Consider the following 11,753-nt stretch of genomic DNA (forward strand, 5'->3'; position numbering starts at 1 on the left):
GTCACATCGGTTTTCTAGATTGCGCCCCTCACTACAACACCGGAGGGTCCAATCATGTCCAGTCGCTTCATCTCGTCCGCATTGCCGCGCCATCTCGCGATCGCGGCCGTTGCCTCTGCCGTCCTCGCCGCTTGCGGCGGCGGTGGCAACGGAAACGGCATCGTCTTTCCGCCCGTGGCGGGCACGCCGGCTCCCGCGCCTGCCCCGGCGCCGGCACCCGCTCCTGCACCGCAGCAGGACCCCTCCGCGGGACTGCCGCACAAGCTGACCGGCTGGGCCTCGCTGCCCGCCTCGTTCCGCCAGCCCGGCCCGACCACGGGCCAGTTCATCACCGCCGCGCTCGGCGTGACGCCGCCCTTCGTCGGCGGCCAGCCGCTGCCGGGCTTCTCGGCACTGCTGAAGAACGACGACGGCACCTGGACCGCCATGCCCGACAACGGCTACGGCAGCAAGAGCAACTCCGGCGACTTCGTGGTCGGCTTCTACAACGTCAGCATCGACTTCCGCACGGTGGCCAACGGCACCACGGTGCCCGGCACCGTGAAGGTGAACAGCCATGTCGCCTTCAACGACGCCAACGGCTTCCTGAAGAACGGCAAGGGCGTCGACCTGAAGATCACCGCCGACTTCGCCAACTACCAGAAGGTCGATGGCAACAACCTCGTCGACACCGGTACGCCCGTGGACCCGAGCATCGTCAGCGGCCGGCTGCTGACGGGCTTCGACCTCGACGTGGAATCGATCGCCCGCGCGAAGGACGGTACTTATTTCGTGGGCGAGGAGTTCGGCCCCTACATCCTGCACTTCGACAAGAACGGCACGCTGATGGGCGACCCGGTGCCGCATCCTTTCCTGCGCAGCCCATCCAACCCGCTCGTGATGACCCAGGGCGCCACCGTGACCTCGCTTTCGAGCCGCGGCTTCGAGAGCCTGGCCTTCAACGGCGACAAGACCCGCCTCTACGCAGTGCCCGAGGCAGCGCCCTCGCTCGCCGCGCTGCGCCCCGTGGCCGACGACGAGCGCTATCTGAACTTCTTCGAATTCGATCCCGCCTCGATGCTCTACACCGGCAAGAACCCGGTCTACAGGAAGGACGGTCCGGTCAAGGACAACCAGATCGTGATCGGCGACATGACCAACATTGGCGGCAACAAGTTCGTGCTGATCGAGCGCGACAGCCTCTACGGAGCGAAGGCTGTGGTCAAGCGCCTGTACATGGTCGACCTCGACGTGAAGGATGCCGACGGCGTGCTGAAGAAGACGCTGCTGGTCGACCTGCTGAACATCTCCGACCCGACGGGCATCGGCGGCCCGCTGGCTGGCGTTGCGGCCGGCAAGTTCACCATGCCATTCGATTCGGTGGAGAGCGTCGAGGTGGTGGACGACAACACGCTGGCCGTCGCGATCGACACCAACTTCCCGACCGAAGACGGCCGGGTGCAGGGCAAGCCGGACGACACGGAAGTCATCACCATCCGCTTCGACCAGCCGCTGTTCAAGCGCAAGAGCTGAAGAAGACTGCCGCGCGGCGGGCTGGCCGCGCCTGCGGTCAGCCTTCCGAGTGGATGCCCTTCATGATGATCACGCCGCCCAGGCGCGTGGTGTCGGCGCGCATGCGCTTGGCCAGCGTGTCGGGCGAACCGGGCTGGGCCTGCCAGCCGGTCTTCAGCAGCGCCTGGCTCACGTCGGGCGAGCTGATCACTTCGACCAGCGCCGCGTTGAGCCTGGCGACGGCCGCGGGCTTCATGCCGGCGGGCGCGGCCAGCGCGGTCCAGATCTCGAGGTCGGCGCCGCGCACGTCCGCGTCGCGAATGGTGGGCAGTTCGCTCGCCAGCGGACTGCGCTCCGGCGAGGTCACGCCGATGGCCTTGATCTTTCCCGACTTGATGTGCGGCATCGCGAGGCCCGGCGGCAGCAGCGCCAGCTGGATCTCGTTGGCCAGCAGGCCCGCGATGACCTGCGGATTGCCGGTGTAGGGCTTGTGCTGCGCAGTGATGGCCGCGCGACTCTTGATGAGCTCCATGCCCAGGTGGCCCACCGTGCCCACGCCCGGCGTGCCGTACTTGCCGCCGCTGCCGAGGTTGCGCACCCACAGCAGTTGCTCGGCCGAGGTCTTGCCCGTGGCGCTGCCCGACACCGCCAGCACCAGCGGCGCGGTGCCGATGAGGCCGACCGGCGCGAAGTCCTTCTCGGGATCGAAGGGCAGCGCGGGGTTGAGCAGCTTGGCGATGGTCAGGTTGCCGTTGATCAGCGCGCCGACAGTGTGATCGTCGGTGGCCTTCGCCACCTGGTCGGCAACGGTGTTGCCGCTGGCACCGGGCTTGTTCTCGACGATCACCGGCTGACGCAGGATCTTCGACAAGGGCTCCGCGATGGCACGGGCCGCGAGATCGGGCGATGCGCCTGCAGGAAAGCCGACGAGGATGTGGACCGGCTTGGTCGGCCACGTGGCGTCGCCGGTGCTGCCGTTGCGTTGCTGGGCCCACGAAGTCTTCGCAAGCAGCGAAGCGGCAATGGCTGCCGCGCCGCCTTCGAGCAGGCGGCGTTTGGTGATCGTCAAGATGACTCCAGGAGAGTGAGAAAAACTGGGGAAAGTGCTTACATTGTGTTTACAAGACGTTACAGGACGAAGATGCTTTTCGCAAGTCCGAAGTGGCTTCCCGTCAGGGTCTCTCGCGTAGGAAAGTACTACCGGAAGGCGATATATCGAGCAGTTTTCTCTGCGTGGGAAACAGCGACCAGCCCCATCGCTGCTGCGCATGGCCCCACAGCCCCTGCTTGAAGAACAGCGTGACGAGGATCGCGAGCAACCCGAGCCCCAGCAGGTACCAGGTGCCGTAGTCGCTCAGGAACTTGTTGAGCGCCCAGAAGATGAGCGCGCCCACCAGCGGCCCCTCGATGCGCCCGATGCCGCCGATGACCACCATGAAGATGGCGAAGGCCGTCCAGTTGACGCTGAATGCCGCGTCGGGACTGATGCGCAGGTTGCCCACGAAATAAAGCGCACCCGCGAGCCCCGCGCCGAAGGCCGCGACCACGTACACCGCGAGCTTCATTCGCGCGACCGGAATGCCCTGCGACTCGGCCGCCACTTCGTTGTCTCGTATCGCGAGCAGCGCGAGACCGCGCTTGCTGCGCAGGAACAGGTACACCAGCGCGACCGCCGCGACCACGCAAGCCAGCGCCATCCAGTAGGTGGTGCTCTCGCGCGTCGCCTTGTCGATGCCGCGCAGCGCGGTGAGCGTGGTGCCCGAGCCCCCACCTACCGCCGACACGTTGGCGAAGCTGAGCCGAAACACTTCCGCGATGACCCAGGTGCCGATCGCGAAGTAGCCGCCCGAGAGCCGGAACGCGACGAAGGACACCGGTATCGCCACCAGCCCCGCCGCCAGCGCACCCAGCGGTATCGCAATGAACGGATTGACGCCCGCGAAGTTGCCGAGCATCAGCATCACGTAGCCGCCGAAGCCGAAGAAGGCCTGCTGCCCGATGCTCACCATGCCGCCGTAGCCGGCGAGCAGGTTCCACATCATCGCGAAGATGAAGTAGCAGGCGATCTCGACGAACTCGCGCATCCAGCTCGACTCGCCCCAGAACGGAAGGCTGGCGGCAACGAGCACGATGGCAACGCCGGCAACGAGTGCCGCGCGGCTCGCGGCTGTCGCGCGTTCGACCGCGACGATGGAAGGAGGCATGTTCGTCATCGGCCTTATCCGCGTGTCTTTGGAAAGAGTCCCTGCGGCCGCAACACCAGCACCACCAGGAACACGATGTGCCCGAACCAGATGCCCCAGCCCGGGTCTAGCCTGAAGCCGATCTGCTGCGTGATGCCGAGGATCATCGCGCCGGCCAGCGTGCCCCAGAAGGAGCCCATGCCGCCGATGATCACGGCCTCGAAGGCGAAGAGCAGCAGCAGTGGCCCGTCGGACGGCGACACTGTCGTGCGCATGCCCTGCAGCGCCCCCGCGACGGCGATCAGCACGAAGGCGATGGCCGTGGCGAACGCGTAGACCTTCTTCGCGTTCAGCCCCATGAGCTCGGCGATCTCGCGGTCGTCCGACACCGCGCGGAACGACCGCCCCAGCGCCGTGCGCGCGAAGAGCCACTGCAACGCGCCCGTGGCAGTGAGGGCGATCGCCAGCACCACGAGCGGCAGCACGCCCACCGACATCGCATCGCCCAGCGCAATGCCCTTCGTGCTGAGCCCGCCGGTCTCGATGGCACGCGGGTCGGCCGAGAACAGCTCCAGCAGCAGGTTCTGGATCACGATCGAAAGTCCGAAGGTGACGACCAGCGAAGGCAGCGGATCTTTCCCGAGCGTGCCGTTGAGCACGTAGCGCTGCAGCGCGTAGCCGAAGCCGAAGGCCACCGGCAGCACGGCGAGCGCCACGAGCCACGGCGCTGCATCGCCCGTCAACGAAACGCCCGCGATGACCGCGAAAGCGCCGAGGATGATGAAGTCGCCTTGCGCGGTATTGGTGAGCCGCATCACGCCGAACATCAGCGACTGGCCCAGCGCGAAGAGCGTGTAGAGGCCGCCGAGCAGCACGCCCTGGACAATGGTCTCAAGCATGGGCCGCCTCCGCGATGCCGAAGTAGGCCTGCGAGATCTGCTCGCGCGTGAGATCGGCGGAGTGCCCCTCGAGTGACACGCGGCCTTCCTGGAAGCAGTAGATGCGCCGCGAAACCTGCCGCGCCATCGTCACGTCCTGCTCGACGATCACCACCGTCATGCCCTCCGCGGTGATGCTCGGCATGGCCGCGTAGATCTCGCGGATGACGATGGGCGCGAGCCCGAGCGAGAGCTCGTCGCATAGCAGCACCTCTGGGTTGCTCATGAGCGCGCGGCCGAGCGCGACCATCTGCTGCTGCCCGCCCGACAACGAGGTGCCCGGCTGGTTGCGCTTCTCGGCGAGGATGGGAAAGAGCGCGTACAGGCGCTGAAGGTTCCACGGCCCCTTGCGCGCAGGCGTGGCGCCCATGAGCAGGTTCTCCTCCACGCTGAGGCTGGCAAACAGCCTGCGGCCCTCGGGAACCATGGCGAGCCCGCGGCGCACGATGTCGCCGGGCGGCAGGCCGCCGATGGGCTCGCCCTTGAAACGGATCGCATCGATCGGCGCGCGCACCAGCCCCGTCAGGCTCTTGAGAAAGGTCGACTTGCCCGCGCCGTTGGCACCGATGATGGCCACCAGCTCGCCCCGCTCGAGCGAGAAGTCGATGCCGAAGAGAGCCTGCGCGTCGCCGTAGAAGGCCTTCAGCGCGCGGGTGTCGAGCAGCGCGGTCATGCCTCCATCCCCATGTACACGCGCCGCACTTCGGGGTCGTTCATCACCGCGCGCGGCAGGCCTTCCGCGAGCTTCTGCCCGAAATTGATGACGAAGAGCCGGTCCGCCAGCGAGAGCAGCGCATGCACGACATGCTCGATCCAGATCATCGTCACGCCACGCGCCTTGATGCGCTTGAGTTCGCCGACAAGCACCGCGGCCTCGGGCTCCGTGAGCCCGCCCGCGATCTCGTCGAGCAGCAGCAACTGCGGCCGTGTGGAGAGGGCGCGCGCCAACTCCAGCCGCTTGCGATCGAGCAGGGTCAGCCCGCCCGCCGGCTTGTTGGCATGCGCCATCAGGCCCGTCTGCTCCAGCACCTCGTGCGCGGTGCGCCATGCCTCGCGCTCGGTCTGCTGCCCGCCGAAGCAGGCGGCGGTCACCAGGTTCTCGAACACGCTCATGTTGCCGAAGGGCTGCGGCACCTGGTAGCTGCGGCCTATGCCGGCGTGGCAGCGCTGGTGCGGCTTCAGCCGCGTCACGTCGCGGCCGGCGTATTCCACGCGCCCGGCGTCGACGCGCACGTCGCCGGAGATCAGGTTGAACAGCGTGGTCTTTCCCGCGCCGTTCGGCCCGAGGATGCCCAGCGTCTCGCCTTCGGTCACCGCGAGCGTGATGTCGTCGGTGACCTTGAGCGCGCCGTAGGACTTGCTCACGGCATGCAGTGCCAGCAGGGTCATGGTGTTCCCGGGCTCAGAGCAGCCGCAGCTTGCCGCCGGTGGGAATGTTCGTGGCCGCCTCGTTGTTCACGATGGTCAGCTCCACCTTGTACTTCTGGCCCTTGCCCCATTGGCCGAGCACCAGCGGCGTCTTGCTGACGTTCTTGAACGGCCCTTGACCGCCCCACTTCACCGGGCCGACCACCGAGTTGATCGAGGTCGCAGCCACCGCATCGCGCACGTCCGATGCCTTGAGCGACTTCGCCCGCCCGAGCGCGTTAGCCGCCACCTCGAACAGCGCATGCGCAAAGCCGATAGGCTGCGTCCACTGCTTCTTCGTGCCGGCCTCGTAAGCCTCGGCCAGCGCCTTCGCGCTCTGCTGCGTCAGGCTCGAGGTGAAGGGATGCGAGGGGCTCCACCACACCTCCGTCGAGAGGCCGTCGCCCAGGTCGCCCAGCGCCTCGATGGCACCGGGGAACAGCAGCGCCTTGCCCAGCGTGATGACCTTGGGCTTGAAGCCCTGCTGCCGCGCCTGCGTGAGGAAGGTCTTGGCATCGGGAGGAATCACCACGCCGGTGACGATCTCGACGCCCTCCTTCTTGAAGGCCGCGATTTGCGCGCTGAAGTCCTGCGTGCCGTTCTGGAAACGGCCCGGGTCGGTGAGCGCGAAGCCCATCTGCGCGAGCGGCTTCGGAAAGCCCAGTTCCTTGTCGCCCCATGCGTTGCCGTCGCCGTCGTTGGGGAACAGGCCGCCCACCTTCTTGTTGGTGGCCAGCGTCTTCCAGCCGTTGGTGAAGTTGGCGATGACGTCCTCCAGCCCCCAGAACATGTGGTACGTCCAGTTGAAGCCCTTGGCCGGATCGCCCTTGCGGCCGAAGAACCACGGCTGCCACGGGACCACGGTGGAGACGCAGGGCACCTCGTTGAGCTCGCAGGCGTCGCTCACCGGGTTGGCGGTCTCGGGCGTGCCCGCGGTGAGCACCAGCGCCACCTTGTCCTTCAGGATCAGGTCGTTCGCCACCTCGCCCGCACGGTTGGGGTTCGACTGGCTGTCCTTCAGCACGATCTGCACGGCGTACTTCTTTCCGCCCACGCTGATGCCATCCTTGAAAGCGGCCTTCATCTGGTCGATGACCCACTTGTCGGCCTCGCCGAAGGGCGCGAGCGGCCCGGTCTGCGGCGACACGTAGCCGATCTTCAGCGTGTCGGCCGCGAACACCAGCGGCGCCGCGCCCGATGCCACCAGCGCGGCCGTGGCCTGCGTGAACTGTCTGCGATTGATTGCCATGGTTGTCTCCTTCTCTTGTACGTATGTGCCTGCCGCCACCGGCCGAAGTCAGCGCGCGAAGTGCGGCGGTATCTGCGCGTCGACGTTCACCCACACGCTCTTGACCTGCGTGTATTCGCGCATCGCGTCGAACCCCATCTCGCGGCCGTAGCCGCTCTGGCCTACGCCGCCGAAGGGCGAGCCGGGGTTCACGCGCTTGTAGCTGTTGATCCACACCATGCCGGCGTGCAGGTCGCGTGCGACCTTGTGGGCGCGCTGCAGGTCGCGGGTCCACAGGCCGCTGCCGAGGCCGTAGTCGGTGCCGTTGGCGATCTGCATCGCCTCTTCGTCGGACTTGAAGGTGAGCACGGTGACGAAGGGGCCGAACACCTCTTCCTGCGCGACGCGGTCCTTGTATGACTTCGCGCGCATCACCGTTGGCTCGACATAGCAGCCCCTGGCCAGGTCGCCGCCGGGCGACTTGCCGCCCGCGAGCAGCTCGCCGCCCTCGCCCTGCGCCACGTCGACGTAGCCCAGCACGCGCTCGCGATGCTGCGCGCTGGTGAGCGGGCCCATCTCCGTCGCATCGTCGAGCGGGTTGCCGAGGCGGATCGACTTGGCGAGCGGAATGAATTTGTCGAGGAACTCGTCGGCGATCTTCTCGTGCAGCATCAGCCGCGAGCCCGCGATGCAGGCCTGCCCCTGGTTGTGGAAGATGGCCCATGCGCTGCCGTTGACGGCGGCCTGCAGGTTCGCGTCTTCGAACACGATGTTCGGCCCCTTGCCGCCTAGCTCCAGCTGCACCTTCTTCAGGTTACCCGCGCTGGCCTGCACGATGCGCCGGCCTGTGGCGGTGCTGCCGGTGAAGGCGATCTTCGCGATCTCGGGGTGCTCCGCGATGTACTGGCCCGCCACGCTGCCCAGGCCCGGCAGCATGTTGACCACGCCGGGCGGCAGGCCGGCCTCGGCCATCAGCTCGGCGATGCGAAGGGAACTCAGCGGCGTGATCTCCGCCGGCTTCATCACGATGCAGTTGCCGGCCGCGAGCGCGGGCGCCATCTTCCAGCTGGTGAACATCAGCGGGAAGTTCCACGGCACCACCTGGCCGACGATGCCGACGGGCTCGCGCAACGTGTAGTTGAGAAAGCCCTCTTCCACCGGAATGGTCTCGCCCTGGAACTTGTCGGCCATGCCGCCGAAGTAACGGAAGCACGCGGCGGTGCGCGGCACGTCGAGGCGGCGCGAGTCGCGGATCGGGTGGCCGGTGTCCAGCGATTCGAGGCGCGCGAGTTCTTCCGCATTGGCCTCGATGAGGTCGGCAAGCTTCAGCAGGATGCGACCACGGTCGGCTGCGGCCATGCGGCTCCACTTCGGAAAGGCGCGCTTCGCGGCGGCCACGGCCTTGTCGACGTCGGCCTTGCCCGCGAGTGCCACGTCGATGATGGGCGTGTTGTCGTGCGGGTTCAGCGTGGCGAGGGTCTCGCCGGATTCGGCGTCGACGAAGCGGCCGTCGATGAAGAGCTGGTGGCGGATGGGCGTGCGCGGGCCTGCCGAGGCGGCAATGTCAATGGGCTTCATGTCTTTGCATTCCTCCCTCTCCCCTTGGGGAGAGGGTTGGGGTGAGGGGGCAGCGGCGGCAAGAACACCACCCTCACCCCAGCCCTCTCCCGCTCGCGGGAGAGGGGGCCATTCAGAACTGGACCGGAATCTCCGGCGACTCGCCCTTCTGGATCTCGTACACCAGGCTCGGCGAGCCGTTCTCCCACACCAGCAGCATCGAGCGCTTGGGGCTGAAGCCCTGGTGGCGGCAGTAGGCGGGCATGGCGGCCATGTCGCCGGCCTTCATGATCACGCGGGCCATGGGCCTGCCGGTGTTCTTGTCGCCGCAGTCCCAGTGGATCTCGTCGGTCATCTGGAAGAACCACTCGACGCGATCGTTGCCGTGGATGATCGGCAGGATGTGCTCCTCGGTTGTCGGGCACATGTAGCTGTGCTTCACCACCGAGGTGAAGCTCGGGTTCCACGTCACCTGCGAACGGCTCAGGAAGCCGAAGAGATTGAAGGCGTGCACATCGTTCTCGAAGCCGGGCTCGGGGTGCAGCTCGGGCTGGCCCTGCGGCACGTCGGCGAAGGCGCGGTTGACAGGCGCGCCGCGCTCGTCGCTGCGCAGATCGAGGTCGCCCTTCAGGCCCACGCAGCGCTTGGCCAGTTCACGCGCCCTGGTGATCTTGGCCGTGTTGTTGCCGTTCTTGCGGCCGTAGGGCGAGCCGGTTTCCTGCGGCGCGGCGAAGGGGTCGAAGCTCTCGTTGGTCCAGTCGTCGAGCATGGCCTCGAAGGTGGCGCGGATCTGGGCGGTCGGAAAGTTCTCGAGCAGGTCGATGCCGGCGTCCTTCATGGTGCCGTTGAAGCTGCCGGCGTACAGGTCGACCGACTCGTAGTGGTTGACGGTGCCGAACACGTCGTCGAAGTTGACCCAGCCGTAGAAGAAGCCCCAGGCCACGTCGCGCATCAGTGCGCGCAGGTAGCTGCCGGCGTCCATGGTGTGGCTCATGGGGCGGCCGTCGCGGGTCTTCCAGCCGATGTGCACGAAGTATTCGTCGCGGTGGAAGCTGAAGCTGCCGAGCGAGAAGTCCTTATAGCCGAGCGTGGCGTCGGGCTGCGACGCGATCACCTTGGCGAGTTCTGCGGGTGCGTTCATGGTGTGTGGCTCCTGGGTTCTGGTGCGTTCGATGCGGTCAGTGGGACTGGCAGATGTCGGCCCACTTCTCTACAGAGAGATCGCCCTTGCAGCTCTGGAGAACGATCACGCCAGGCTCGCCGGCATTTCGGAACTGGTAGGCGGTGTTCTTCGGCAGCAGGCCCTGGTGGCCACGCGAGAGCTTCATCCAGCCCATCTTCCTGCCCTTGGGCTCGCCCTTCACGAGCACGGCGCCGTTCTTGTCCTTGTCGGCCACCGTCTGGCTCTCGTCGAGCTGCACGAGGTGCACCTCGACGTCGCCGTCCATCACGAGCGCGAACTCGTCGTGCGCGCAGGTGTACCAGGGCGAGGTGCCTTCGGCGCGCAGCGTCTCCAGCACGTAGATCTGGTTCTGGCCGAACACGACCTTCTCGTAGGGCTTGCTGATGCTCGCGATCTCGAAGCAGTTGGAGAACGCGTAGTGGCGCACGTCGTCGTCGATAGGCTCGACGTGGCCCTTCTCGAAGTGCTTGAGGGAACCGAAGCGGGTCTTGTAGGCGGCCGGGGCGGCCGAAGTGGTGGCTGGCATGGCTTGTCTCCTTGGATGAGCGAACTCTAGGAGGCAGGCGCCGACGCCGGTAGGGACCAGTTTGGAAGAGGATTATTCGGAGCTTCCGAATAATCGCTGGGGTTTACCCCTGTTCGACCTGCTCACCACGAGCACGCCATCGAGCTTGTTCGCGAGACGCCGCGGAACCGGCTCCGCCGGGCCGCAGGCGTCGCCCCCGGCGAGGGGGTTGGCGAAGCGACACGAAGTGCGCGAAGCCTGGGGGAGTATTCATTTCACCCGCTAGAGCGGCTGAACTCGATGAGTTCGGCCGGGATCAGGCCCCGCTCGATCAGCGTCGCATCCCACGGCGGCACGCGCGTGAAGCGGGTGGCGATGTGCTCGATGAAAAGGCGCAGCTTCAGCGCATTGCGCGAGGTGCCCGCGTACACGGCACTCAGCGAGAACGACGACAGCTGGTGGTCGGACAGCACCACGCGCAGGTCGCCGCGCGCGATGGCGTCGCCCGCCACCAGCGTGGGCAGGCAGACGATGCCCGCGTGCTCCAGCGCGTATTCGCGCAGCAGGTGCACGCTGTTGGTCAGCAGGGCTGCCGCCAGGTAGATGGTGATCTGCTCGCCCTGATGGTGAAAGGTCCATCGGTCGCGCGTGGGGTAGCCCGAGTAGAGGCCCAGCTTGTGCCGGTGCAGTTCGCGCGGCGTGACCGGCTCTCCGTGCGCCTTCAGGTAGGCCGGCGTGGCGCAGAGCACCCGCCGCACCGGAAAGAGCGGCCTCGACACCAGCTCCTGCGAGGCCGCGGGAAAGATCTGCAGCGCGCAATCGACGCCGGCCTTCACCGGATCGGCCACCGCATCGCTCACGATCAGCTCGAGGTGGATGTCGGGGTAGGTGGTCTGAAACTCGCGCAGCAGCGTGGCGAAACGGCCCAGCACCATGCCCGTCAGCGCATGCACGCGCAGGGTACCCGAGGGCGTGCCGCGCGCCTCGCGCATCTGGTCGACGATGCTGTCGGCGCGCGCCACCAGCTCGGTGCAGTCGCGCAGGAAGGCCTGGCCCATGTCGCTGAGCCGCACCACGCGCGTGCTGCGGTGGAAGAGCGGCGCGCCGAGGAACTCCTCGAGCTGCTTGACCCGCGTGGTGACGACCGAATTGGCCACGCGCAGCTGCCGCGCGGCCTCGGCGAAGCTCTGGGTCTGCGCTACGCGAACGAAAGTTTCAATACTTTGGAGGCGGTCCACGGCGGCACTGTACTGCGGGGCCG

General features: G+C 66.9%; 11 protein-coding genes. 1 reads left to right on the plus strand and 10 read right to left on the minus strand.

Features of this window, described 5'->3' with window-relative positions; all coding sequences use genetic code 11:
- Positions 1 to 54: 54 nt before the first annotated feature.
- The gene (locus ABL840_RS33460; protein ID WP_093304351.1) at positions 55 to 1,512 is read left to right on the plus strand and encodes an esterase-like activity of phytase family protein; all 1,458 of its coding nucleotides are present in this window, start codon (positions 55 to 57) and stop codon (positions 1,510 to 1,512) included.
- 37 nt (positions 1,513 to 1,549) lie between these two features.
- On the opposite strand, the gene ABL840_RS33465 is transcribed toward ABL840_RS33460, so the two are convergent.
- From ABL840_RS33465 to ABL840_RS33510, 10 genes are all read right to left on the minus strand, one after another.
- A complete protein-coding gene (locus ABL840_RS33465; RefSeq protein ID WP_093206605.1) occupies positions 1,550 to 2,560 on the minus strand; it encodes a Bug family tripartite tricarboxylate transporter substrate binding protein in 1,011 nt (336 codons plus the stop codon).
- Positions 2,561 to 2,663: 103 nt separating this feature from the next.
- A complete protein-coding gene (locus ABL840_RS33470) occupies positions 2,664 to 3,704 on the minus strand; it encodes a branched-chain amino acid ABC transporter permease (RefSeq protein ID WP_093206604.1) in 1,041 nt (346 codons plus the stop codon).
- 5 nt (positions 3,705 to 3,709) lie between these two features.
- Positions 3,710 to 4,573, minus strand: coding sequence for a branched-chain amino acid ABC transporter permease (locus tag ABL840_RS33475; RefSeq protein ID WP_093304353.1), 864 nt, complete (start codon positions 4,571 to 4,573; stop codon positions 3,710 to 3,712).
- Complete coding sequence (locus tag ABL840_RS33480) at positions 4,566 to 5,285, minus strand: ABC transporter ATP-binding protein (protein WP_093304356.1); 720 nt, start codon at positions 5,283 to 5,285, stop codon at positions 4,566 to 4,568. The genes ABL840_RS33475 and ABL840_RS33480 overlap by 8 nt, the downstream gene beginning before the upstream one ends.
- Positions 5,282 to 6,001 carry an ABC transporter ATP-binding protein gene (locus ABL840_RS33485; protein WP_093304358.1) on the minus strand — a complete coding sequence of 240 codons (720 nt, stop codon included), beginning with the start codon at positions 5,999 to 6,001 and terminating at the stop codon, positions 5,282 to 5,284. Before ABL840_RS33485 ends, ABL840_RS33480 begins: the two co-directional genes overlap by 4 nt.
- Positions 6,002 to 6,014: 13 nt before the next feature.
- Positions 6,015 to 7,268: an ABC transporter substrate-binding protein gene (locus tag ABL840_RS33490; protein ID WP_093304360.1), complete on the minus strand. Its 1,254-nt coding sequence runs from the start codon at positions 7,266 to 7,268 to the stop codon at positions 6,015 to 6,017.
- Positions 7,269 to 7,316: 48 nt separating this feature from the next.
- Positions 7,317 to 8,780 (minus strand): aldehyde dehydrogenase family protein, encoded by a 1,464-nt coding sequence (locus ABL840_RS33495; RefSeq protein ID WP_093304738.1) that lies wholly within the window; start codon positions 8,778 to 8,780, stop codon positions 7,317 to 7,319.
- Between the two features lie 157 nt (positions 8,781 to 8,937).
- Positions 8,938 to 9,945, minus strand: a complete 1,008-nt coding sequence (locus tag ABL840_RS33500) for a hydroxyquinol 1,2-dioxygenase (protein ID WP_093206599.1) — start codon at positions 9,943 to 9,945, stop codon at positions 8,938 to 8,940.
- A gap of 37 nt (positions 9,946 to 9,982) precedes the next feature.
- Positions 9,983 to 10,513 carry a hydroxyquinol 1,2-dioxygenase gene (locus ABL840_RS33505; protein WP_093304363.1) on the minus strand — a complete coding sequence of 177 codons (531 nt, stop codon included), beginning with the start codon at positions 10,511 to 10,513 and terminating at the stop codon, positions 9,983 to 9,985.
- A gap of 254 nt (positions 10,514 to 10,767) precedes the next feature.
- Positions 10,768 to 11,730 carry a LysR family transcriptional regulator gene (locus ABL840_RS33510; protein ID WP_093304365.1) on the minus strand — a complete coding sequence of 321 codons (963 nt, stop codon included), beginning with the start codon at positions 11,728 to 11,730 and terminating at the stop codon, positions 10,768 to 10,770.
- Positions 11,731 to 11,753 lie beyond the last annotated feature (23 nt).

The sequence above is a fragment of the Variovorax sp. NFACC27 genome (assembly GCF_048301545.1).
GTDB classification, from domain to species: domain Bacteria; phylum Pseudomonadota; class Gammaproteobacteria; order Burkholderiales; family Burkholderiaceae_C; genus Variovorax; species Variovorax gossypii.

What these genes read in the sequence shown, in the direction of transcription:
- ABL840_RS33460 (WP_093304351.1), top strand. Translation starts at nt 55, where the DNA reads ATGTCCAGTCGCTTCATCTCGTCCGCATTGCCGCGCCATCTCGCGATC.
- ABL840_RS33470 (WP_093206604.1), bottom strand. Translation starts at nt 3,704, where the DNA reads ATGACGAACATGCCTCCTTCCATCGTCGCGGTCGAACGCGCGACAGCC.
- ABL840_RS33475 (WP_093304353.1), bottom strand. Translation starts at nt 4,573, where the DNA reads ATGCTTGAGACCATTGTCCAGGGCGTGCTGCTCGGCGGCCTCTACACG.
- ABL840_RS33480 (WP_093304356.1), bottom strand. Translation starts at nt 5,285, where the DNA reads ATGACCGCGCTGCTCGACACCCGCGCGCTGAAGGCCTTCTACGGCGAC.
- ABL840_RS33485 (WP_093304358.1), bottom strand. Translation starts at nt 6,001, where the DNA reads ATGACCCTGCTGGCACTGCATGCCGTGAGCAAGTCCTACGGCGCGCTC.
- ABL840_RS33490 (WP_093304360.1), bottom strand. Translation starts at nt 7,268, where the DNA reads ATGGCAATCAATCGCAGACAGTTCACGCAGGCCACGGCCGCGCTGGTG.
- ABL840_RS33500 (WP_093206599.1), bottom strand. Translation starts at nt 9,945, where the DNA reads ATGAACGCACCCGCAGAACTCGCCAAGGTGATCGCGTCGCAGCCCGAC.
- ABL840_RS33505 (WP_093304363.1), bottom strand. Translation starts at nt 10,513, where the DNA reads ATGCCAGCCACCACTTCGGCCGCCCCGGCCGCCTACAAGACCCGCTTC.